28 protein-coding genes and 1 pseudogene are annotated in these 19,240 nt (G+C 68.0%); 8 read left to right on the top strand and 21 right to left on the bottom strand.

Going from position 1 to position 19,240, the window contains the following annotated elements; all coding sequences use genetic code 11:
* Positions 1-70 precede the first annotated feature (70 nt).
* The 11 genes from ACK8CO_RS05425 to ACK8CO_RS05375 all read right to left on the bottom strand — a co-directional run bounded on the left by ACK8CO_RS05425 (position 71) and on the right by ACK8CO_RS05375 (position 9,480).
* Positions 71-448, bottom strand: coding sequence for a GTA-gp10 family protein (locus ACK8CO_RS05425; RefSeq protein ID WP_414898432.1), 378 nt, complete (start codon positions 446-448; stop codon positions 71-73).
* A gap of 2 nt (positions 449-450) precedes the next feature.
* The gene (locus ACK8CO_RS05420; protein WP_414898431.1) at positions 451-885 is read right to left on the bottom strand and encodes a phage tail tube protein; all 435 of its coding nucleotides are present in this window, start codon (positions 883-885) and stop codon (positions 451-453) included.
* A gap of 28 nt (positions 886-913) precedes the next feature.
* The gene (locus tag ACK8CO_RS05415; RefSeq protein ID WP_414898430.1) at positions 914-1,363 is read right to left on the bottom strand and encodes a hypothetical protein; all 450 of its coding nucleotides are present in this window, start codon (positions 1,361-1,363) and stop codon (positions 914-916) included.
* Positions 1,363-1,683, bottom strand: coding sequence for a hypothetical protein (locus ACK8CO_RS05410; RefSeq protein WP_414898429.1), 321 nt, complete (start codon positions 1,681-1,683; stop codon positions 1,363-1,365). Before ACK8CO_RS05410 ends, ACK8CO_RS05415 begins: the two co-directional genes overlap by 1 nt.
* Positions 1,684-1,687: 4 nt before the next feature.
* Complete coding sequence (locus ACK8CO_RS05405; protein WP_414898428.1) at positions 1,688-2,014, bottom strand: DUF2190 family protein; 327 nt, start codon at positions 2,012-2,014, stop codon at positions 1,688-1,690.
* 88 nt (positions 2,015-2,102) lie between these two features.
* The gene (locus tag ACK8CO_RS05400; RefSeq protein ID WP_414898427.1) at positions 2,103-4,193 is read right to left on the bottom strand and encodes a head maturation protease, ClpP-related; all 2,091 of its coding nucleotides are present in this window, start codon (positions 4,191-4,193) and stop codon (positions 2,103-2,105) included.
* On the bottom strand, positions 4,180-5,640 hold the full coding sequence (locus ACK8CO_RS05395; protein WP_414898426.1) for a phage portal protein: 1,461 nt from the start codon (positions 5,638-5,640) through the stop codon (positions 4,180-4,182). The genes ACK8CO_RS05400 and ACK8CO_RS05395 overlap by 14 nt, the downstream gene beginning before the upstream one ends.
* Entirely contained in the window at positions 5,640-5,843 is a 204-nt protein-coding gene (locus ACK8CO_RS05390; RefSeq protein WP_414898425.1) for a phage head-tail joining protein, read from the bottom strand. Before ACK8CO_RS05390 ends, ACK8CO_RS05395 begins: the two co-directional genes overlap by 1 nt.
* A gap of 2 nt (positions 5,844-5,845) precedes the next feature.
* Positions 5,846-8,011 carry a terminase gpA endonuclease subunit gene (locus tag ACK8CO_RS05385; protein WP_414898424.1) on the bottom strand — a complete coding sequence of 722 codons (2,166 nt, stop codon included), beginning with the start codon at positions 8,009-8,011 and terminating at the stop codon, positions 5,846-5,848.
* Position 8,012: 1 nt separating this feature from the next.
* Positions 8,013-8,657 (bottom strand): terminase small subunit, encoded by a 645-nt coding sequence (locus ACK8CO_RS05380; RefSeq protein WP_414898423.1) that lies wholly within the window; start codon positions 8,655-8,657, stop codon positions 8,013-8,015.
* A 103-nt stretch (positions 8,658-8,760) separates the two neighbouring features.
* On the bottom strand, positions 8,761-9,480 hold the full coding sequence (locus tag ACK8CO_RS05375) for a hypothetical protein (RefSeq protein WP_414898422.1): 720 nt from the start codon (positions 9,478-9,480) through the stop codon (positions 8,761-8,763).
* Positions 9,481-9,718: 238 nt separating this feature from the next.
* Between ACK8CO_RS05375 and ACK8CO_RS05370 the strand changes: the two genes are divergently transcribed.
* The gene (locus tag ACK8CO_RS05370; RefSeq protein ID WP_414898421.1) at positions 9,719-10,555 is read left to right on the top strand and encodes a hypothetical protein; all 837 of its coding nucleotides are present in this window, start codon (positions 9,719-9,721) and stop codon (positions 10,553-10,555) included.
* Positions 10,556-10,651: 96 nt separating this feature from the next.
* Here the strand turns inward: ACK8CO_RS05370 and ACK8CO_RS05365 are convergent, their stop codons facing one another.
* The 9 genes and pseudogenes from ACK8CO_RS05365 to ACK8CO_RS05325 all read right to left on the bottom strand — a co-directional run bounded on the left by ACK8CO_RS05365 (position 10,652) and on the right by ACK8CO_RS05325 (position 14,750).
* Complete coding sequence (locus tag ACK8CO_RS05365) at positions 10,652-11,314, bottom strand: hypothetical protein (RefSeq protein ID WP_414898420.1); 663 nt, start codon at positions 11,312-11,314, stop codon at positions 10,652-10,654.
* Positions 11,311-11,883 (bottom strand): hypothetical protein, encoded by a 573-nt coding sequence (locus tag ACK8CO_RS05360; protein WP_414898419.1) that lies wholly within the window; start codon positions 11,881-11,883, stop codon positions 11,311-11,313. The genes ACK8CO_RS05365 and ACK8CO_RS05360 overlap by 4 nt, the downstream gene beginning before the upstream one ends.
* A 304-nt stretch (positions 11,884-12,187) precedes the next feature.
* A complete protein-coding gene (locus ACK8CO_RS05355) occupies positions 12,188-12,823 on the bottom strand; it encodes a hypothetical protein (RefSeq protein ID WP_234153952.1) in 636 nt (211 codons plus the stop codon).
* Positions 12,820-13,302: a hypothetical protein gene (locus ACK8CO_RS05350; protein ID WP_202227989.1), complete on the bottom strand. Its 483-nt coding sequence runs from the start codon at positions 13,300-13,302 to the stop codon at positions 12,820-12,822. The genes ACK8CO_RS05355 and ACK8CO_RS05350 overlap by 4 nt, the downstream gene beginning before the upstream one ends.
* On the bottom strand, positions 13,302-13,574 hold the full coding sequence (locus tag ACK8CO_RS05345) for a DUF2312 domain-containing protein (protein WP_414898989.1): 273 nt from the start codon (positions 13,572-13,574) through the stop codon (positions 13,302-13,304). Before ACK8CO_RS05345 ends, ACK8CO_RS05350 begins: the two co-directional genes overlap by 1 nt.
* 138 nt (positions 13,575-13,712) lie before the next feature.
* Positions 13,713-13,910: pseudogene (locus ACK8CO_RS05340) on the bottom strand (DNA translocase FtsK); the annotation flags it as partial.
* Between the two features lie 169 nt (positions 13,911-14,079).
* Complete coding sequence (locus tag ACK8CO_RS05335; protein ID WP_414898418.1) at positions 14,080-14,283, bottom strand: hypothetical protein; 204 nt, start codon at positions 14,281-14,283, stop codon at positions 14,080-14,082.
* Positions 14,284-14,331: 48 nt separating this feature from the next.
* Positions 14,332-14,472, bottom strand: a complete 141-nt coding sequence (locus ACK8CO_RS05330; RefSeq protein ID WP_414898417.1) for a hypothetical protein — start codon at positions 14,470-14,472, stop codon at positions 14,332-14,334.
* The gene (locus tag ACK8CO_RS05325) at positions 14,469-14,750 is read right to left on the bottom strand and encodes a hypothetical protein (RefSeq protein ID WP_042456636.1); all 282 of its coding nucleotides are present in this window, start codon (positions 14,748-14,750) and stop codon (positions 14,469-14,471) included. The genes ACK8CO_RS05330 and ACK8CO_RS05325 overlap by 4 nt, the downstream gene beginning before the upstream one ends.
* Before the next feature lie 449 nt (positions 14,751-15,199).
* Between ACK8CO_RS05325 and ACK8CO_RS05320 the strand changes: the two genes are divergently transcribed.
* The 5 genes from ACK8CO_RS05320 to ACK8CO_RS05300 all read left to right on the top strand — a co-directional run bounded on the left by ACK8CO_RS05320 (position 15,200) and on the right by ACK8CO_RS05300 (position 16,706).
* Positions 15,200-15,502, top strand: a complete 303-nt coding sequence (locus ACK8CO_RS05320; protein ID WP_075788768.1) for a helix-turn-helix domain-containing protein — start codon at positions 15,200-15,202, stop codon at positions 15,500-15,502.
* 228 nt (positions 15,503-15,730) lie between these two features.
* Positions 15,731-16,012 carry a hypothetical protein gene (locus ACK8CO_RS05315; RefSeq protein ID WP_414898416.1) on the top strand — a complete coding sequence of 94 codons (282 nt, stop codon included), beginning with the start codon at positions 15,731-15,733 and terminating at the stop codon, positions 16,010-16,012.
* Positions 16,013-16,069: 57 nt separating this feature from the next.
* On the top strand, positions 16,070-16,222 hold the full coding sequence (locus ACK8CO_RS05310) for a hypothetical protein (RefSeq protein WP_414898415.1): 153 nt from the start codon (positions 16,070-16,072) through the stop codon (positions 16,220-16,222).
* Positions 16,222-16,449, top strand: a complete 228-nt coding sequence (locus ACK8CO_RS05305) for a hypothetical protein (protein WP_060833677.1) — start codon at positions 16,222-16,224, stop codon at positions 16,447-16,449. Before ACK8CO_RS05310 ends, ACK8CO_RS05305 begins: the two co-directional genes overlap by 1 nt.
* Positions 16,446-16,706: a hypothetical protein gene (locus tag ACK8CO_RS05300; protein WP_414898414.1), complete on the top strand. Its 261-nt coding sequence runs from the start codon at positions 16,446-16,448 to the stop codon at positions 16,704-16,706. Before ACK8CO_RS05305 ends, ACK8CO_RS05300 begins: the two co-directional genes overlap by 4 nt.
* A gap of 99 nt (positions 16,707-16,805) precedes the next feature.
* Here the strand turns inward: ACK8CO_RS05300 and ACK8CO_RS05295 are convergent, their stop codons facing one another.
* A complete protein-coding gene (locus tag ACK8CO_RS05295) occupies positions 16,806-17,438 on the bottom strand; it encodes a hypothetical protein (protein ID WP_414898413.1) in 633 nt (210 codons plus the stop codon).
* Positions 17,439-17,677: 239 nt separating this feature from the next.
* Here ACK8CO_RS05295 and ACK8CO_RS05290 point away from each other — a divergent pair, with 239 nt between their 5' ends.
* Entirely contained in the window at positions 17,678-18,379 is a 702-nt protein-coding gene (locus tag ACK8CO_RS05290) for a hypothetical protein (RefSeq protein ID WP_414898412.1), read from the top strand.
* Complete coding sequence (locus ACK8CO_RS05285) at positions 18,379-19,209, top strand: hypothetical protein (protein ID WP_414898411.1); 831 nt, start codon at positions 18,379-18,381, stop codon at positions 19,207-19,209. The genes ACK8CO_RS05290 and ACK8CO_RS05285 overlap by 1 nt, the downstream gene beginning before the upstream one ends.
* The last annotated feature ends 31 nt before the right edge of the window (positions 19,210-19,240 follow it).

Below are 19,240 nucleotides of genomic sequence, written 5' to 3'. Positions count from 1 at the left end.
TCGGTCAGTCGCCAGAACCCGTCCGGGTCGAACCCGGCCGCCGTGTAATCCTCGAGCAGATCCGCCCAGCCTACGCGGCGCCCGCCACCGGGGGGCGGGCAGGGCCCTCCGGCGAGGGATCGTCACCGCTCTCGCCCATGCGGCTGGCGGCGATCACCCGGCCGAGCAGAGCCGGAAGCGCCCCGAGCCCGGTCTCGGTGATGAAGTCGCCCGCATCGGCTTCCGTCGCGCCCGGGCGCGAGGCCCGCATCAGCTCCAGCACGACCCGGCGCAGATCGCGGGCCCGCACCCGGCGTTTGCCATCGGCGCTGTCGAGCCGCGCCAGCACGGTATCGATATCCTCGTCGTAATGGTCTTCCAGCGCACAGATGGCGTTGAAGTCCAGCACCAGGGCGATGTCCTCGCCCCGGAACCGCGCGCCGACCTCGCCCCGTTCCCGGTTCGCCATGATCAGCCCCCCATGCCCGAGATCTCGGTGGACCCGGCCACCTTGATCGTCACCGTGCCGGTCATCTTGTCGCCGAGCGCGGTCGAGGGCTCGAAGCCCTTGATGTAGCCGGTGAAGGTCCAGGCGATCCCGTTGTTCCAGGCGATCCGCATCCGGCGGCGGGCGCCCGAGGCCTTCAGGCTCTGGATGACGAGATCCGTGGGGCTTCCGGGGATCCAGTTGAGCGAGACGGTCATGTCGCCCGGCTCGATCATGCCCGCGATGTATTCGCGGGTCTTGCCCGGGCTTTTCTGGTGGGTGACGTCGATATCGTCGGCCTGCTGGTTGGGCGGCGTGATCTCGTTGACCTCGGCCAGGTCCTCGAAGTTGCCGGGATCCTCGCCGTCATGGATGGCGAAGCCGATATCATAGGCCATCAGGGCCTGGCTCTCGGGCATGGTCTGTCTCCTGGAGCTGTGGGGAATGTCAGAGCGAAGGATCGGCGCGCGGCACCTCGACGCGCACCGACCAGGACAGGCGGCGGGCGCCGAAGATGGCGCTGCCGCGTTCGATATGGATCTCGGCATCAATGGGCCGGATCTCCATCACCAGCCCGCCGAGACTGGCGCTGGCCGCGATGGTGCGCTCGACGGCAAGCTGCATGTCGTCGAGCTGATCCTCGGCATCGGCGCCCCGGGCCTCGAGGATCAGATCCATGGTGATGGTCCGGGCCGAGCGGGTCATCGTCGCCGGGCGGATCTCCTCGCGCCGGAGATACATGTAGATGCCGGGCAGGGCGTCGTCCTTCACCCAGCCCCCGGACGGGGGCGAGCGCAGGATCGTGACCGGCAGGCGCCCTGCGGCGGTGTCGACGGCGATCTCCGCCGCCTCCAGCAGATCGGCAATGGCGTGGCGGATGGCCTTGCTTGCGAACATCAGGCCTCCTCCAGCTGGATCGTGACCATGCCGCCCGGATCGGGATTGCCGCCATCCATGGAGGCCAGGGCGCGGAAGCGGCGGCCATCGGCCAGGGCGACCAGCCCGTCGGGGCAGAGCCCCGCGATCTGGTCGCGGCGGGCCCGCAGGGTCGGAACGGCGTTCAGCAGCTCGACCCCGCCCTCGGTCAGGACCGCGCTGTCGGCGTCGCGGAAGAGCGCCCGGATCTGCCGCGGCGCCTCTCCGGGCGGGGCGATTGTGACGGGCGCGCCGAGGGCTTCCGACAGGAGCGCGCCCATGCCGTCGAATACGCTGGCCATGGGCCTAGCGGATCGTGCCGTCGAGCAGGACGGTGCCCGTGGCCGAGGGGTTGGCGGCGGCAGCCGCGGCAGCGCCGATCAGCACATTGCCGCTGGCCTCGGCGGTGCAGGCCGCGCCGTCCCAGAAGACGGGATCGCCCGCGTTCCAGGCCTCGGCGCCGGCCTTGGGCAGGGTGAAGAGCCCGCGCCGGACCAGCACGACCGGCGTGCCCGCGGCCGCATCGGCCTGGGCCACGCCGAAGATCGACCCGACCAGCGCGCCGTCGCCGGAGCGAAGATCGGCGGGGGCGGGAAGCGTGATATTCTCGCCGGGGGAAAGATGGTTTTTCATGGAGATAGCCTCTGGGATCTGCCGCAAGGCGGCGGGAAGGATCTGGCGGGCGAAGCTCACCGCCCGCCGGGGATGGCGGGGGCCGGGCTTACTTGCCGGGGTTCCGGTAGGCGCCGCGATGCTCGGTCGCCGCCACGCCGAAGATGTGGCGGGCGTTCATGGTGACCTTGTCGGGGTTCATGCCCTCCAGGGTCTGCACGGTCGGGGACTCGTAGCCATCGAGCCAGGCCACGCTCACGGGAGGCAGATCCGAGCTCACCAGATACCAGGCGGTATCCGAGCCCCCGGCCGCCGCCCCGAGGTTCGGGACCACGGCGGGCGTCAGCGTGCCCTTGTAGGGGTTGGTCTCGGCATCCTTGACGGGGGTGGTGGCGGTGGTGAACTGCAGCGCGACGGTTTCCAGCGCGGGCGGCACGATCAGCCGGTCGGCCACCACCTGCAGGAAGTCCTCGGCATCCTTCGAGCCGAAGGCGGTCTGTTCCCACATCGCCTTGCGGGCCGCGCCGATGGTCTCGACCGAGATCTGCCCGGCCGCCGTGGCGAGGTTCCCGTGATCGGCATGGAAGAGCGGCTTGCCATCGGACTTGGTCTTCGCGTTGGTGCGGAGCAGCCCCCAGACCATCGAGCTTTCCATGACCCGCGCGGCCATCGCGAACTCGCGCGGGATCCGCAGGAAGGCGCCCATGTCGTCGTTGATCACCGCCTCGAAGGACAGGGTGATGGTGCGGCCGCGGCGCTCGACCTTCAGCCCCTCGGCCTGGTCCTCGAGCCGCGCCTCCTGGTATTCGCCATTCTCCTGGACGGTCCTGAGCTGGAAGTCGCCGCCGAAGCGCACCGCGTGCATCTCGCGGAAGTCCGAGGCGGTCAGCGGCGGGCCGGTGACGATGTCCCAGCCCGCGCCGCGCCGGTCATATTCCGCGATCAGCGAGCGGTTCATCACCTCGGTGGTGATATAGGCAAAATCGCTGATCCCATGGGCCCCGCCCATCATGCGGGTCGAGCGGAAGCCCTGGGCGACGGCGCGGGTGCGGTCGTAATGGGTGCCGGGCCCGGCCAGGTGCATCGCGAGGCCGCTCAGGCGCATGCCCCGGAACTGCTGGCCCGGGCCCGAATAGTCGCGCATCATCGCCGCGACCAGCCCTTCGATCTGGGTGTCGGTCTCGTCGCGGGTGATCCGCGCCGCCCCGGCGCCCCCGGCCGGGATCGGGGGCTCGGCCGCCGCCATCACCGCCATCAGGCGATTGCCGGCCGAGGCCAGCGACACGCCCTCGTCGATCACGGCATCGATCTGGGCCTGGCTCAGCTGGCCCGCGCGCATGAAGGGCTCGGCCATGCTGCGGATGCTGCGGGCCCGCTCGCGCTCGGCCTGGACCGCGCGGGCGGCGATGGTCTCGGCATCGGCCTGCATGGTGGTGGTCGGCGCGGGGGCGTGTTCGACCGGGGGCGTGGCCGTGTTGGTCGCGTTGTCAGCAGTGGTCTCGGGCATTTTGCTTTCCTCGGTTGCGGCCGGATCGGCCATTGAAAGAGCTGCGGCCGGGGCGGGATGGCCCTCGGCCGCGACGCTGCGGGCGCACATCCGCAGGCGGGACAGCGCGCCGCGATGGGCGGACATGGCGGCGGCCAGTTCGGGGGCGATCTCGGGCGCGGTGCCGCTGACGGCATCGGCGAAGCCTGCCGCGACGGCGTCCTCGGGGCCGAAGAAGGTCTCGGCATTCATCAGCGCCATGACGTCCTCCACGGCGCGGCCCGAGCGGGTGGCGTAGACCGAGGCATAGACCCGGGCGAGCTTGTCCAGCTCGTCGGCTTCCTTGCGCAGCTCGGCGGCGGTGCCATAGAGGCCCCGGCTGGGATTGTGGATCATCAGGAAGGAGCCGGCCGTCATCTCGATCCGGTCGGCCGACATGATCATCAGCGAGGCGGCCGAGGCGGCGAGCCCCGAGACGATCACCGTCACCCGGCTCGGATGGGCCTCGAGGGCGGCGCGGATCGCCTCGCCCTCATAGGGGCTGCCGCCCGGGGAATTGACGCGCAGCGTCACGTCCGCGTCGAAGCGGGCCAGGGCCTCGCGCACCATCCGGGCGGAAAAGCATCCGGTCTCGGCAAAGCTGCAATAGTCGTGCGGCAGAACATCCCCTTCCAGGATGATCTCGCCGTTCAGGATCAGGTCAGACCCCTCCATGGGCAATGTCCTCTTCTTCGGTGGTGTCGGGGATGGTGGATCCGGTCGGCCCGTTCCGGGGGGCGGGGGCCGGATCGCGCGCGGCGTCCTCGGCGCGCTCGCGGGCGATCACATCGGGATCGAGCCCCATCTCGCGCTGCTTGCGCTGGCGGCTGTTGAGACCGGCCCCGATCTCCTTCACCGCCGCGTCGATCTCCTTGCCGGGATCGATCATCGGGCGGCGCGGCGCGGTCCATTCCAGCGCGCGCGGCACCGGCGGCACGCCCGGCGCCTGCTGGACCACCCGCCAGGCCCCCAGCGTCCACTCGCCCACGCCCCGGCAGAACTGGCCGATCATGATCTGCTGCTGCCAGACCTGGATGAAGCGATCCATCTCGATCCGGCCCATCCGTCCCGAGCTGAAGTTCACCCCGGTCAGATCGCCGAAGGATTCATAGGTCAGCCCCAGCCCGGTCGCGATGGAGCGCACGCCCTCGCGCATGAACTCGGCATAGCCGTCGACGGCGGGCGGCTCGGAGGGCGTGATCTTCTGGCCCTCCTTCAGCCCGATCACCGCGCCGGGTTCCAGCCGCTCGATCTCGGCCCCGGCATAGACCTCGCCATCGGCCGAGGCCTCGACGAAGAAGGCCAGCAGCGAGGCGATCCGCTGCTTGAGGATCTGCGCCTCCTGGTAGTCCGACAGCTCGCCCACCGTCATCATCACCGGCGCAAGCCAGGGGATCCCGCGCATCTGCCCGGGCCGTTCGGTGCGGCGGACATGCAGGATCTGCCGGGCAGGCACCCGGGTGCTCCTGAAGCGCCCCGCGGTGATCCTGTGGCTTGCGCCGGGATGCTGCTCGAAGAGGTGATAGGCCTCGGCCCGGCCGGTCGGCCCGTATTCGATGCCGTCGATCACCTCGTTCCGGCCATGGCTGGTGATCGTGGTGTCGAGGTGGTCTGCCTCCATCACCTGGATCTGGAAGGGCAGCACGAGATCGGGATCGAGAGCCAGGTTGCGCGTGCGGCGGCGCACCAGCACCTCGCCATCCGAGAAGACCGCGTTCATCACCTGCCATTGCAGGCCGGGCAGGGCGTGGACCCCGTAGACATCGATGGCGGGGCTCAGCAGGTGGGCCCGGATCAGCTCCATCGCTGCCGGGCCGTCCGCGTCCGCCTCCATCCGGACCGAGGGCATGATCCCGGTGCCCACCACATTGCCGGTGACCACCGCCTGGCCGCGCGCCGCCAGCGAGCGGTTGCGGATCAGGTCGCGGCTGAGCTGGCGCAGCTGCGCCCGGCTGGCACCCGCCGCATCCGCTGCCGTGGCCGGGGCCTTCCAGCCATAGGTGCGCCGCCCCTTCGAGGCCGCGTCATAGTTCATCAGGACCTGCGCCCGGGTTCTGGCCTGGATCCGCGCGAGCCCCGCCTGCGGTGCCAGCGACAGGATCGCCCGGTCGAGCCAGCTCATCACAGCCCCCGCGGCGTGCGCGGATAGCTGACGCTGATCCTGCCCGCGCCATGCCCGGCCAGGTCCGCCTCGATGATCCGGATCCGCTTCAGGAGCGCGGTGGCGCTGTCATATTGCACCTCCTCGCCATTGAACCGGACACGGGTCACCCCCCGCGCGAAGGCCGCCTTCAGCGCGTCGAGCTCGTCTTGCGTGTGAGCCATGCTTACCTCTTGAGGAAGTTGATCCGGCGCGGGGCCGGGCGTCGCGGCGGCGGCGCGGGTGTCTCGTGCGCCGGTGCCGAGCGCGCCGCGTCGGTCATGTCGGTTGTTTCGGGCGCTTCGGCCGGAGCTTTCGCGAGGGCCACCGCATTGGTGTTCTCGCGCCCGCCGAGGGCCCAGTCGGGCAGGGCGGCCGGATCGAGCCGCAACAGCCCCTTCTGTTCGGCCAGCGCCCGGGCCTGCACCGAGAGATCGAGCGTCTCGTTGCGGATCTGGCCGGGCTTCTTGTCCCAGCCCTTCGAAAGCCGTTCCTCGGCCACCAGCTCGGCCAGCTGGTCGTCCTGCATCCAGGCCCCGGGGACCAGCGCGCCCTCGCCGGTCTCCAGCCGGCCGAGCATGGCGAAGACCGTGTCCTTCAACCGGTCGGTGGCCATGTTCAGAAGCTTGATGCTGCGGCCGCGGCCGCCGCCCGACCTGCGCTCGGGGCTCGCGTACCAGATCCGGCTGCCATGGTGGAAACCGCCATGCCCGCGGGTGAGGAACCAGCGCCCGGGCTCGCCGCTCCGGCGCCGGGCCCGCCAGAACGCCTCGGCATTGTCCGACACGCCCGGGCGGCCCTGGTAGTCGATGGCCAGCGCCAGCGCGCGCAGGCCGTAATCGGTGCCTTCGACCGGCCAGACCCGGCGCCCCAGCGGCAGCAGCACCGACCAGTCGCCGGCAAGCTTCGCCGGGTCGAGCACGCGCTCGGCCCCGTCGGGCGGCGCCGAGAGCTCGAAACGGTCGACGATCTGGGCGGTGCCGGTCTCGCTCCAGGCGGTGACCTGCACCGCGAAATAGGTGCCCTGCACGTCGACCGACACGGTGACGAAGCGGGTCCAGGCGGGCGCCACGCCGCGCGGCGTGGCCCGGGCATGGGCGCGCAGGAAATCGATGCCGATCTCGTCCTCGGCACCCGCCTTCCTCGGGCGGTAGGGCAGGCCGATCTCGGTATAGAAGGTGGTGGCCAGATCGGTCTCGTCGCCCAGCAGGTCCGCCTGGCGGCGCGCGGTCTCGTATTGCGCCACGAGGTTGCGCCAGCTGGCGAAGGTCGCGGCCGCCCCGTTCAGCGCATAGCTCGCGATGTCGGTCTTCTTCATGCCGGCATCGCCGAGCGCCACCAGCTGCCCCCCGGATCCTTCATGGCGCCAGCCGCCGCGCCCCTTCAGGATGGCCCGGTTCAGCTCCATCTTGTGGCGATGCGCGATCAGCGTGCCGCAATGGGGGCATTCCATCTCGGCCCGCTCGCCCGCCGCGCCGGGCTCGAGGCTGTCATCGTAGCGCAGCCGGTCGAAGCGCGGCTCGAACTCGTCGCCGCAATCGGGGCATTCCCAGTAAAGCCGCGCGCGCGTCCCGTCATTGTAGAGCCGCGCGATCCCGCCCTTCACCGGCGGCAGCGCGTGGGGGGCGGCCGGATCGGGCTGCCAGCCCGGATCGGTGACCGGGTAGGCGGGCGAGGATTCCGCCAGCACGCAGCCGCGCGAGAGATAGCTCTTGATCCGCTGCACCGCCATCCGGACCGGCGCGCCCTCGGGATTGTCCTTGCCCCCCAGCACCAGCGGCATGTGGTCGAGATCGGTCAGCAGCACGGTCTTGTAGGTGCCCCCCGACAGCACCTGCGGCGTCGGATAGCCGATCAGCAGGCGCATGCCGCGAAAGCGCTTGCGGCTGAAGGTGTCGTCGTCGCGCCCCCGGCCCAGACGCTCGAACACCTCCGGGCTGTTGCAGATCAGCTGGTTCAGCTTCTCCTCGACCCATTTGTCCCGCTCGGGCCGCGACATGTGCACGATCAGCGTCGGGTTCTGGTCGCAGGTCACCGCATGCAGCGACACCGTCTGCAGCATCATCGTCTTGCCGCTCTGCGACGGCCCCATGAAGGCCACCACCTTGAAGAGCCGCGACTGCGTCACGTCCGAGGGCTCGACCATGTAGGGCGTCACCGTGCGGTCGAAGCCCTGCCAGGCGCCCTGGACCTGCACGTTGATATAACGCTCGGCGGCCTCGGTCACCGACAGCCGGCTCGGCGGATCCAGCATCGGCAGCGCATCGGCCAGGATCTCCTCTGGTGTGGTCAGGCCCGGCAGCGGCGCGAAGCGGCGCAGCGCGCCGATCCGAAGATCGGGGATCGTCACCATCTCAGAGCCCCATCTCGCCCTGCTCGCCCCGCCGCAGCGCGACCGGCTCGGCCGCGCCCCGGCCGATGGCCTGTTCCAGGTTGCCGCGCGCCCGCACCAGCGCCCCGTCGCAGCGGGCCTCGAGCTTGGCGGTCTCCTCGGGACCGAGCGAGAACTCCATCTCGCAATAATCGACCAGCGTGGTGATGGTGCGGCGGAACTCGACCAGCATGTCCTCGAAGAGATCGCGCACCCGCGCGGTCCGGGTCAGCTCGCCGCGCTGCTCGGCCGCGCGCTGGTAGCGGTAATCGGCATCGGCCTCCTCGGCGATCTGCTTGGCGGTCAGCCCGGCCGAGGCCTGGGCATCCTCCTCGTCGAGATTGCGGAACGCCATCGCCAGCTGCGAGGCCGAGCGGTCGGCCGCCGCCTTCGCCGCCCGCGCCCCGGCATCGCGATGCATCCGCCAGGCGTAGCAATCGGCCGGCGAGAAGGCATATTCCCGGCCGTTGCCGCCTTCCTCCAGCACCGGCATGCCCTGCGCGATCCATTTGCTGATGGTGTTGTCGCTGACATCGAGGGCGCGGGCGATCTGGGCGCGGTTCATCGCGGTGTCCTCCACCCCCTCGGGCAGCGGATAGAGGCGTCTCAGCTCGGACAGGTCGGACATGACAACAACAACCCTCACTCGCAGCTTCGAAAATCCACATGCATCTGCAGGCACCGGGGTGCGAATTACCCCCGTGCGATCCCCCTCCGGGAAGGACCCGCGCTCATCTGGCGGTGGCAAGGGCCTTCCTGATCGCGGCCCGCATCCGGCCCGGCATCTCGCGCGCCGCCACGATCCGGCCATGACCTTCCATGTCGAACCGCGCGCCGTAGCGGGGCAGCCGGTCGGTGAAGGACAGGAACTTGCTCAGCCGCTTGCCCTGCCGCTTCCAGATCCCGGGCGAGAGCTGCCCGGGCTTCGGCACGAAATACCGCGCCGCCCGCGCGCTGCGCTTGCGCGCGCCGTCGGTGCCGGTCTGGGCGCGGTCCTGCTGCGCCCCGATATTGGAAAGTGCCCGCTGGATCTGACCGGCGGGCAGGTTGCCATGGGCGTTGAGCCGGGCGCCCCGGGCGGGCACCACCGCCTCGATATGGTCGTCATGGGCGACATTGCCGAGGATCAGCCGCTCGATCCCGGTCTTCGGGCGGGTGCCGCCGCGCTCCTCGACTTCGAGGTAATGTCGTCCGCGCGGGGCATCCTTGCGCTCGACCGTCGCCTCCGGCTTCCGCTTGGTCGCGCGCCGCAGGAAGAATGCGTTCAGCGTCCAGCGCGTCGGCCGGTCGAACACCTTCCGCATCAGCGTCCTGTTCTCTTCCAGCACCGCCTCGCCGGTCGCGTTCAGCGCCAGCATCGTCGCGTAAGGCATCTGCTTGCGCTCCACCTCCCGCAGCCGGGATACCAGCTCGCGCAGATCCGAGGGCGAGACACCTGCCGTCAGCTTCATGCCGTTCCTCCCTGCCTGCGGGCGGCAAGAGCCCGTCCCGGAACGCAAAGCGCCCGGGGCGGGGTCTCCGCTCCGGGCGCAACTTGGGTGACGGCACTATGTCAACCGGGCTAGAGAAACGTCAAGAAAAATGTTTCCGGGGCACGACCATGCGACATTGAGGAACAGCCGTAAGCGGTTGTTTAAAATAGAGCTTTCACATAGTCCTAGCTTTATCCCAGAGGGCTGGAGGGGCGCCATGTCGATGACATCCAAGGAACAAGACTCAATCGTTCTCAGAATTGATCGAAAAACGCCCCTTACTCTTGAACGATTGACCTTCGGGATGATGGCGATGGGTGCCGAATACGAAAAATTCATCCAATCCCAACATCCGAATGCGGAAGACCACGAAGCCGATCTACTTGTCCAGCGTGTAAAAGAAGGGTCTATTGTAATAGAGCTCGTTGGGGCGCTGGCTCCCATTTTCCAGGGCATGAACAATATAATTATCTTCGAGCAGTTTACCAACCTCGTAAAAGGTAGGCTTTCCACGCTATCTAAACCTAATGGGCGACTCGACGATACATCTCCTAGAGAGCTGGAAAATCTCGCGCGGATGGTTGAAACAGTGGCTGGTGATAGTGGTGGCACCGGAGAAATGCTTGCGGTTCAATACAACTCTGATAGTGGTGAAAAGCATGTAACCGCATCGATTTTCTGGAAAGCTAAAGACGCTGAGCAGGTTGTCAGCAATGCGCGCGCGCAAATACGGGAGATCCGTGGCGGAGAGTCTGATAAGCAATGCGGTCTGTTAATGCATCTATTTCAAACTAATATATCGGAAGCAGTTCCAGACCGATCCAGCGGCGAAAAAGGAATTATCGAGTCCATCAGTCCGAAGCCCAAGCGCCTCATTTACGCGTCTGACCTAGCTGGCCAGCGCATTAAAGGAGCTTGGTCTGACGAGAGGATAAGCCCATATGACCTCGGTTTCGTTGTCGACGTGGATGTCCAGATGGTGAATGGTCGGCCTAGTGCATATCGGATTCTCGAGGTCCACGATGTGTTTCCACTTGAAGGTGACGATGAGTAGGTTTCATTCCCGCTCGCGTGAATGCAGGTGATTTTGATTTCCTTTTCTCAGGAGAGAACGACGCTGGTTTACCCCTGAGATGTCAAGGTGCGTCCTTTACACCCACGGCCGCATCGGCGGCAGGTCCCGGGTGACCTCGATCCGCGTCAGGTCCGCCCTCCTCAAAGCTGCCTGCACCGCCAGCAGATAGCCCCACCAGTCGAGGTAAGCCCGCCTCGCCGCCGCGATCTGGCTCTGGGTCGGGGTCCAGACGCAGGGCGTGAAGCGCACCGCGTCGTGGACGATCACGCCCTTGCGGTTGCGGCGTGGGATCGGCTGCCAGCCCTCGATCCCGAGCATCGCCGCATTCGCCGTCTTCGCGTGGCGGCCCCAGCGGTTCACCGTCCAGTCCTCCGGCTTCAGCCTTGGCCGGGCATCGGGCATCCAGTCGGGCGTGCGGCCCGCGCGGGCGAGATCGGCGACGAGGGTTGCCGCGTACCAGGGCAGCGTGTTCCGGACCACGGTCGCGATCAGCTCGGCATCGTCATGCGGGCGGGACCGGCCGCGGCTGGTATCGACGCGCGTGCCCAACTGGGCGCGTTCGAGGGCCACGTATTCCATGCCGAAGGGGCGCCAGCCGGTGCCGCCGACCGCCTCGATCTCGTCATGGTCGAGCCGCGCGCATTCGGTGCCGAAAGCCCATTCCAGAGCCTCGCGAACCGGCATCGCCCGGCGGCTGCGCGGTGCAGGCCGCACCGGGGAGCGGAGCGCGGCCGTCATGCCGAGGCCCCCGCGAGATCGGCGATGCTGCGGCAGTGGGCGAGGCGGGCCTCGCGGTCCCGCAGCCAGGCGGCCTCGGCCGGCGAGAGCTGCCCGGGACCGGCGCCCGCCAGATGCGCATGGCGGCGCAGCGCCTCGCCTGCGGCCTGGCGGATCTGTCCCAGCGCATAGCTGCGCGGCCAGCGGCGGTTGTGGCGCAGATCGTCCAGGAGTTCCGGCGCCCAGCCCTCGGCCAGCGCCTGCCGCCCCACCGCATGGGCGAAGACCGCCCGGATCAGCGGCGAGGCGTCGTCGGCGGGCGGCTGGATCTGCGCCGCCGCCTTCAGGATCGCATTGGAGATCGGGAAGCGGTCGCGGTCCTTGCCGCCGGGCTGGGCCGACGCCATCTCCTCGAGCGCGGCCAGGTTCGGCGCGCTCATATAGGCCAGCCGCTTGGCCAGATCGGCCAGCATCTCCTCGAACTGCGCCTTGGTCATCGCCCCGGGCTTGACCAGCCCCCGCCGCAGCAGCGGCTCGACCAGCAGATCCCGCACCCGCTTCTCGCCCTCGGCCTGTTCCCTCGCATCCATCTCCGCCTCCTTTCTCTCTACCTTGCCCGGTCGCCTCAGGACTGTCCCGGCACTGTCCGGCGGACATTTGCGGGACAGTTGCGGACAGTTCGGGACAGTCGGGACAGTCGGGACAGTCCGGCCCCTTTCCTTGCCCTTGCCGGGTTATCCACAGGCCTTGCCCTGTCAGACCGACGCGAACCGTCCATGTTCCTGTCCTTTTCTCTGTCTATGTCCCTGTCGTGCAGGACAGTCTGAAACTGTCCGAGACTGTCCCTGAACTGTCCTCGGGACAGTTGCGGACAGTCTTGGGACAGTCTGGAAGTTACTCGCGGGCGCGTGCGGCCCGGTTCACGTCGAACATGTGGCTGGACCAGGCAGCGAGCGCCCGCTCGACCCAGGTCGAGCCACGATAGCCGCAGCCCTGTTCGACCAGCCAGTCGTCCATCCAGAGGATGGCGGCGTCGTTCTGCGCCAGCTCGGGATGGAGCCCGGCCACGGCCGAGCGCAGCCGCTGGCGCCGCTTGGCGGCGTTTGCCGCCTCGTTGCGCGCCCGGTTGTCATGCTTGCGCGAAAGCGCCTCGAGGACCATGGCGGTGACCCGGCCGTGCATCAGCCGGATCTGGTCGCCGCAGCGGCAGGGCTGCCAGTGATGAAGCGGCCCGTATTCCATCTCGCTCAGTCGCCGGAGCCGGGCCACGTCGACCGCCAGCAGCTTGGCCAGCTGCTCGGGATCGTCGGGCAGCGTGCCCACCGGCTTCTGGTCCTGCGACAGGCAGATCAGGTCGAAATACAGCGCCCGGCATTCCTCGGTGCCCTTCAGCCGCATCTCGCTGTTGAGCCATTCGCGGTGATACCAGGTCATGAAGTAATGGCCGTTCAGGTCATCCTCGGGGCCGAGCGGATAGTCGGGCAGCTCGGCGGCATCGACCGGGCGAAGACGGGAGGCGGCAAGTGTCATGGCGTTACCCCTTTCGCCGCCAGCGCCATCGCGGCGGCCAGAATGCGTTCCCGGGCGGCGCGGCCGCCCCGGGTCAGGGCGTGGGAGAGATAGTCGTCCGAGAACCCCAGCGCGCGGCTCGCCTTGCGCTGCGAGGCAAAGCGCAAGCCCCCGATCTCGAAGGGTTTCGGAGCGCGGCCGGGGCGGCGCTGCGGCCGGCCGATCCGGTCGGGATCGCCATCGGCCAGCGCCCGCCAGACCGCCTGCGGCGTCACCCCGAAGCGGGCGGCGGCGGCATGGGCGTCAGTGAAGACCTCGCCCCGGATCCGCACCGGCATCGGCGCGAGCCCCTTGCGGCCCGTGCCCACCCGGTCGAGCCGCCCCTTGCGCGCGGCCGAGCGGATCGCCTCGGGCGTCACCCCCAGCGCGCGGGCGGCGCTGGCCGCATCCGGATAGGTCGTGCCACGGATCGTCAGATCGGTGTGAACCCGCGTTGCCATCACATCCCCAGGGCCTCGCGATAGAGCTGCAGCACCGCCTCTTCCTCGGCGATGTCCTCGGCATGCCGCTTGCGCAGCGCGATGAGCCGACGCAGCGCCTTGGTGTCGTAGCCGCGGGCCTTGGCTTCGGCCATGACGGCCTTCTGCTGATCGCCGATGGCGGCCTTTTCCTCGACCAGGGTCTCGAAGCGCTCGATGAAACCGCGCAGCTCGTCGGCTACGACCCGGTAAGTTCGGTTGCGCACCGCCTCGTCCTCGGCGGTTTCCTTCATCGGCGGCCGCGGCGGGGCGGTGAAGGTATCGAGCGGGATCGGCCCGGTCGTCGCCCCGTTCGGGCCGGTGAGCGAAACGGTCGGGCCGTCTGCCAGCACTGCCAGGGAGGGCGGCAGGACATCGGCGGCCACTTCGCGGCGACCGACATGATCGGCAGCCGTGACGATGCCCTCGGCCTCCAGCGCCTCCATCAACCCCGCCGCCCGGCTGAACCCGATGCGCAACACGGCTTGCAGGTTCGACACCGATGCCTTGCGCGACTCGACGATGTGCTGCGCCGCCCGAACCGTCAGAGGGTCGACCGCCAGCTCTGCCGCGCCCGGATCTTTCAACATTTCTGCCCCGACGCTCATGCCGCATCCTCCCCAAAGGGGCCGGGCAGCCCGAGGGGAAAGGACGTGCTGCCCGGCCAGTCGTCAGGGAGGGGCCCGGCGTCCGGCCGGGCGGCGGAAACGGGGCGAAGGCCCAGAATGGTTTTATGGGGCAAGCAGTTGCGGCGGGGCGTTACTGGAGTTGCGTCCTGCGAATGCGTGTATATGCCCTGTCGAATTGCCTGTCGAATTGCCTGTCGAAATCCGCCGCCTCCGCTTCCAGGCGGCGTCTGGTCTCGGCCATGTGCCGCATGCCCCAGATGAGGGCGCCCAGAAAGATCAGGCCGAATGAGACCTGAATGCAGAGGATGAGGGCCAGCATCTCCATAAGTCCCATGTTCTGCTCCTGATGCCTGGGGGACGGCTGCGATCTCGGTCGGGCCGGTCATGCCCGGCCCCCCTTGAAACGTGCCAAAAACTTTTCGGCCCGCGCCTCGAAGACGCGGGCTGCGGCGCGGGCTCTGCCCGCGCGCACCTGGTTGAAGCGCGCGCCGATACGCCAGTAAATCCGAGTTGCCAGTGTCATGCCGTTTGCTCCGGGTCGAAGAGTTCGAAGACGGTCTCGGCGCCCGCGAGCGCCAGCACCGCGACCACGTAATGCAGCCCCGGCGCGTTCTCGGAGCGCAGCCAGTTCCGCACCGTGCGCGGGTTCACCGGCCGATGCGCCGTGTTCAGCGCCTCGGCCACAAGATCGGCCAGTTGGGCCTCGCTGGTCGCCTCGGGGAATGACCGCCAAAGCAGCGAGGCGAACCATTTCCGCTCCCGCTCCTGCGGGTCGCGGAACTTCTGGAAGGACTTTTGCATATGACTTCCTCCAATATGACCGCATGGGTCGGTCATTGCTGAAAAGAGGACGGGAGGGGGTGTGGAGGGCATTACATTGTGCCTCCCCGCTCGCTGGCGTGGGGCAAGAAGTCATCGGCCTTCAAGGCGATGCCGCGTCGGCCCGCTTCATCCAGAAGTCGGATCGCAACCTCGATTGGAATCAATCCTCCGGTCCCTCCTCGTTCCTTCGGATACATCCAGCGACGGCATCTCGTCGGATGCCGCCCAGTCATTTCGACAACTGCAGCGAGGCCGCCGCACTTGGCTATGACGGAACGAGCAGGCTCCAGCCCCTCTCCCCGCGATGTCGAATGTTCATCACCATCTTCCATAAGCACGTAAGATGCGATAATCGCAACGTTTGGTCAAGCCGTTAGTTGCGATTATCGCGATATACGAAACCGTGCGGTTCTCGCAACATAGAGGCCATGCCCAGGATCACGCCGGAATGGATCAGGAGCCAACTCAACCAGCGCCCTCGCGGTGCGCAGGCCGAATTGGCGCGCTTTGTCGGGATAGAGCCAGATCAGCTATCCAAGAGCCTCAATGGGCATCGCCAGCTCAAGCCCCGCGAGATCGAGAGGGTGGCGGAGTTCTTCGGAGAGCGGCCATATCTCGATTCAAGTCAGGCTCAACTGATTGATCTATGGCAGCAACTAACCGAAGCAGAGCGTCAGTTCCTGCTAAACGCTGCAAGAGCGCAAATCGCTTCGCGCCAAGCGGCAGACTGACCATCTCCCGCAGGATCGACGCCAACTCGTCATCAACCATCTGTCTCCCCCAGATATCGCACCGTATTCGGCCGACCCCGCAAGGTGATTTTCGCAACTGGCGTCGATCACCAGCGGCGCAGGCTGCATAGCAGAAGCATATAGTTGCGCTTTTCGCAATATTTGTTGTTGCCATATAGTTGCGATTATCGCATCTTGCCCTTCGCCATAGCAACGAAGGGGAGACCCATGAAGACTGTCCTGACCACCGCCGCGCTTGCCCTGCTGGCCGCGCCCGCGCTCGCCGCGACCGACACCACGGAAGACCAGGCGACCGCCATGTCGCCCGCCTCCGCCCCGGATTGCTTCGCCCCGATCCAGGGCACCAACGCCTTCCAGCGCAGCAACGCGCCGGGCTGCGTCTATTACACCGCCCCCACCGGCAATGACCGCGACCCCGCCGCATCCGAGCCGAACGAGGGCGGCGAAGGCGAGGGCGAGGGCGAGGGCGGCGAAAGCTCCGACACCTGAGCATCGGTGCCCCGCCCCGCGCGGGCGGGCATCCCATGCCCAGACCCGGAGGACACCATGCCCCGCATCCCCAAAATCCCAGACCTTCCTGCAACTTACGGCTTCGGCACCTGGCGCGATGCGCTGCTCGGCCTGTTCATCGGCCTTGCCTTCATCGGCTCGGCATGGGGCGGGATCACGCTGGCCCGGATCGCGGAGGCCAGCCTCTGATGGCCGCGATCCTCGCCATCGCCCCGCAGATCGCCGACCGGCTCGCGGCCGAGGCCGCCGCCGCCCGTATCGAGGCCAACACTGCCCGCGTCGCCGCGAAATCGAGCGCGCGGGACGGCAAGCCGCTGCTTGCCCGCGCCGCCTTCGCCCGCGCCGAGCGGCTGCAGGGCCGGGCCGTCACCCTCGGCGCCCTGGCCGCGCAGGCCCGGGCAGGCGGTGCCGCATGAGCGTCTTCGACAGCATCGCCCCGCCGCCAGACGCACTGGCCGAGTTCGTCGTCGAATGGCGTGGCGCATCGCCCGAGGTCCGCCTCGTAGCGATCCGCGGCGCGCTCCGCCGTCACGGGATCGAGATCCCGGCGCTGCCGGGCCGGGTGGCCTTCTACGAGATCCAGCTCTTCGGACTGGTCGCCACCGGCCGCGACGAGGCCGAGGCCGCCCAAAACTGGATGGAGGCGGCCATCCGCCTCTGTCCTTTCGACTGAGTTCACAAGGACCGCCCGCCGATGCCCGATGGCGCCCTCTTTCCCTGCGAGCCCGCGACCCGGCCCGCCTTCGACCCGCCCCCGATGGCCGCTGAGGGCTCATCCAGTGGGGGCGGTGCCCGCGCGTTTTTCGCATTCTTTGGGGTAATTGAAGCCCTCGAAGGCGAAGACGCCCGAAAGGACGCGATGCATGAGCGGCACAACGAGACGCTCGGATCTGTCAAAGGCTTCCGTTGCATCCAGGGCGTCATTGTAGGCCTTGGCATCAATGGCGCGGAAAACCGGCGGTTCATCCGCAGTAATCCGGATCATGGCACTATACCATTCGGCGCATTTTTCCGGATCATCTGCAGGCGTGGCCTCGATATCCGCAAGCAACGTGTAATAGTCGCGCTGCAAGGTCTGATGGTCGCGGGCCTGGCGGCCGAAGTCAAAGACCAGTTGCAATGCCCCGATCACTGCAACGGCCAGACCGGCCCAAGCGCCCGGGATATTGACGGCCTGAAGCGCGTCGCCGAAAGCCGCAGCCCCCAGAATGATCACGAGGAAATTGAACGAACGGTTCCAGCGCTCCAGCGCCCGACGTCGGGCGGTGTGGTAAAGCGCGTTACGCAGAACGTTGAAGCGGATATTCTCGCGATCTGGGGTCATTCCTACTTTTTCTTTCCTGTTGACGGCGGCGATGGCTGCCTGGGGCCAACGCTGCTGAGTGGCATTTTCGTGGTCTTCCACACATCGGCGGCCCCCGGTTTTGCGGGCTGGCGAGGCCCAACGCCCCTTTCCCCGGGGGGCGTCGTGTGCGGCGTTTTCTTTCCAGTCATTCAGATCGTCTCCAATTGGTGTCTTCAGTTGGGGATGAAGCCACCGGAGGGCGCGGCTACGCCCCCGGTGGCACATTCAGATTCGCAGCAAGCGATGATCTTGTCCATGGAACGGTGGCCGTTGTGGTCGATGGACAGGAGGCCTGAGCGATGCGCGTCCTGATCGGCTGCGAGACCTCGGGCGTGATGCGCCGAGCCTTCGCCGCGCGCGGGCATGATGTCTGGTCCTGCGACCTGCTTCCGGCCGAGGACGCCACCAACCGCCACATGATCTGCGATATCCGCGAGGTGCTGCATCTGGGCTGGGATCTGCTGGCCGTCATCCATCCGCCCTGCACCCGGCTCTGCAATTCGGGCGTCCGCTGGCTGCATGTGCCGCCGAGCAACGCCCCGGCCGAGGCGCGCCCGGACGAACGCACCGCCTGGCCGGATCTGCCCGAGGACACCCGCCGCGCGATCATGTGGCGGCTGCTCGACGAGGGCGCGGCGCTGTTCTCGGCCTGCTGGCACGCCCCGATCCCGCGCGTCGCGGTCGAGAACCCGGTGATGCACCGGCACGGGCGCGCGCGACTGCCGGCCGATCTGCCCAAACCCCAGATCGTCCAGCCCTGGTGGTTCGGCGAGCCGGTCTTCAAGGCGACGGGGCTTTACCTGCGCGGGCTCGCGCCGCTGAGCGCCACCAACCGGCTGACCCCGCCCGCGCCCGGCACCGAGGCGCACAAGCGCTGGAGCGCGGTCCACCGAGCCCCGCCCGGACCCGACAGGTGGAAGATCAGATCCCGCACCTTCGAAGGCCTCGCCGCAGCTGCGGCGGACCAATGGGGCGAAAACGCAAGAAGGGAGGCCGCCTGATGGCCAAGGAGATCCAATGGCCCCGCGAAATCTGGGCCGCTCAACCCAACCCGGATGATGCTGATGGCAGGCATGTCTTTTCGGTGCATACGACCGTCCCGCGCTTTGAGGGCGACAGCGAACGCGATTGCGCGTTTCACCGCTATATCGACGGCGACATCCTCGTCAGCGCGGATCGCTATCACCTGGAAATGCTAACCGCGCTGCGCGCCCGGGCCGAGACGGCAGAGGCCGAACGCGACCGGCTCCGCGCCGAGCCCGAGCGGCTGCGGGACGTCGAGACCGAATACCGCATCATCACTGAAACAACACCTGACACGCTCACCCGCAGCTTCGGCCGGTTCCATGCCGAGGTAGCCCCGGCCGAGGCCCGGCTGATCATCCGCGATGACTGCAAGGACGTGATCCGGCTCTTCGGCCGCGACCTGATCCGCAGCTCGCTTCTGGGCGGAAGCTGGGCGCCCGATATCGAGCGCGCGCTGCGCTGGGGGCTCGAACTGATCGAGGCCGAGCTCGGCGAGGATCTGCGCTATCGCGCGGGCGTGATGGCCGCCGTCAATCTCTGCTGGCGGCTGCGCCTGGCCAATGATCCGCGCCGCGCGGAGCGGCTTCTGCTGGGCGATCCGGAAGCCGGGCAACCGCCAGCAGAGCCCCGGATCTGTCCCGCCTGCGGCGAGCTGGTGACTGACAGCCTCGGATGCGGTGGCGGTATCTGCTGGGCCTCAGCCGCCTTTCCGAAGCCGGTCGAAGAGCCCGCCGACAAGGCGTTCCGCGACGCCATCGCCGAGCTGGTCGATTGCGCCATGAAGGAGGGAAAACCCGATGTCTGACATCCACCAGCTTCCGCCCCTCGGGCTGCAC

Origin of the sequence: Rhodovulum sp. HP10, from assembly GCF_047553435.1 — a bacterium.
GTDB lineage: Bacteria > Pseudomonadota > Alphaproteobacteria > Rhodobacterales > Rhodobacteraceae > Rhodovulum.
Note: the sequence above shows the minus strand (reverse complement) of the source record. Positions and strands in the feature narration are given on the sequence as shown.

Coding starts and splice junctions, on each gene's coding strand:
- ACK8CO_RS05420 (WP_414898431.1), bottom strand. CDS start 885: ATGCCCGAGAGCCAGGCCCTGATGGCCTATGATATCGGCTTCGCCATC.
- ACK8CO_RS05375 (WP_414898422.1), bottom strand. CDS start 9,480: ATGAAGCTGACGGCAGGTGTCTCGCCCTCGGATCTGCGCGAGCTGGTA.
- ACK8CO_RS05320 (WP_075788768.1), top strand. CDS start 15,200: ATGCCCAGGATCACGCCGGAATGGATCAGGAGCCAACTCAACCAGCGC.
- ACK8CO_RS05335 (WP_414898418.1), bottom strand. CDS start 14,283: ATGGGACTTATGGAGATGCTGGCCCTCATCCTCTGCATTCAGGTCTCA.
- ACK8CO_RS05325 (WP_042456636.1), bottom strand. CDS start 14,750: ATGCAAAAGTCCTTCCAGAAGTTCCGCGACCCGCAGGAGCGGGAGCGG.
- ACK8CO_RS05300 (WP_414898414.1), top strand. CDS start 16,446: ATGAGCGTCTTCGACAGCATCGCCCCGCCGCCAGACGCACTGGCCGAG.
- ACK8CO_RS05360 (WP_414898419.1), bottom strand. CDS start 11,883: ATGGATGCGAGGGAACAGGCCGAGGGCGAGAAGCGGGTGCGGGATCTG.
- ACK8CO_RS05410 (WP_414898429.1), bottom strand. CDS start 1,683: ATGGCCAGCGTATTCGACGGCATGGGCGCGCTCCTGTCGGAAGCCCTC.
- ACK8CO_RS05365 (WP_414898420.1), bottom strand. CDS start 11,314: ATGACGGCCGCGCTCCGCTCCCCGGTGCGGCCTGCACCGCGCAGCCGC.
- ACK8CO_RS05385 (WP_414898424.1), bottom strand. CDS start 8,011: ATGGTGACGATCCCCGATCTTCGGATCGGCGCGCTGCGCCGCTTCGCG.
- ACK8CO_RS05345 (WP_414898989.1), bottom strand. CDS start 13,574: ATGAAGGAAACCGCCGAGGACGAGGCGGTGCGCAACCGAACTTACCGG.
- ACK8CO_RS05355 (WP_234153952.1), bottom strand. CDS start 12,823: ATGACACTTGCCGCCTCCCGTCTTCGCCCGGTCGATGCCGCCGAGCTG.
- ACK8CO_RS05415 (WP_414898430.1), bottom strand. CDS start 1,363: ATGTTCGCAAGCAAGGCCATCCGCCACGCCATTGCCGATCTGCTGGAG.
- ACK8CO_RS05405 (WP_414898428.1), bottom strand. CDS start 2,014: ATGAAAAACCATCTTTCCCCCGGCGAGAATATCACGCTTCCCGCCCCC.
- ACK8CO_RS05310 (WP_414898415.1), top strand. CDS start 16,070: ATGCCCCGCATCCCCAAAATCCCAGACCTTCCTGCAACTTACGGCTTC.
- ACK8CO_RS05285 (WP_414898411.1), top strand. CDS start 18,379: ATGGCCAAGGAGATCCAATGGCCCCGCGAAATCTGGGCCGCTCAACCC.
- ACK8CO_RS05315 (WP_414898416.1), top strand. CDS start 15,731: ATGAAGACTGTCCTGACCACCGCCGCGCTTGCCCTGCTGGCCGCGCCC.
- ACK8CO_RS05400 (WP_414898427.1), bottom strand. CDS start 4,193: ATGGAGGGGTCTGACCTGATCCTGAACGGCGAGATCATCCTGGAAGGG.
- ACK8CO_RS05395 (WP_414898426.1), bottom strand. CDS start 5,640: ATGAGCTGGCTCGACCGGGCGATCCTGTCGCTGGCACCGCAGGCGGGG.
- ACK8CO_RS05350 (WP_202227989.1), bottom strand. CDS start 13,302: ATGGCAACGCGGGTTCACACCGATCTGACGATCCGTGGCACGACCTAT.
- ACK8CO_RS05370 (WP_414898421.1), top strand. CDS start 9,719: ATGTCGATGACATCCAAGGAACAAGACTCAATCGTTCTCAGAATTGAT.
- ACK8CO_RS05330 (WP_414898417.1), bottom strand. CDS start 14,472: ATGACACTGGCAACTCGGATTTACTGGCGTATCGGCGCGCGCTTCAAC.
- ACK8CO_RS05305 (WP_060833677.1), top strand. CDS start 16,222: ATGGCCGCGATCCTCGCCATCGCCCCGCAGATCGCCGACCGGCTCGCG.
- ACK8CO_RS05290 (WP_414898412.1), top strand. CDS start 17,678: ATGCGCGTCCTGATCGGCTGCGAGACCTCGGGCGTGATGCGCCGAGCC.
- ACK8CO_RS05380 (WP_414898423.1), bottom strand. CDS start 8,657: ATGTCCGACCTGTCCGAGCTGAGACGCCTCTATCCGCTGCCCGAGGGG.
- ACK8CO_RS05390 (WP_414898425.1), bottom strand. CDS start 5,843: ATGGCTCACACGCAAGACGAGCTCGACGCGCTGAAGGCGGCCTTCGCG.
- ACK8CO_RS05425 (WP_414898432.1), bottom strand. CDS start 448: ATGGCGAACCGGGAACGGGGCGAGGTCGGCGCGCGGTTCCGGGGCGAG.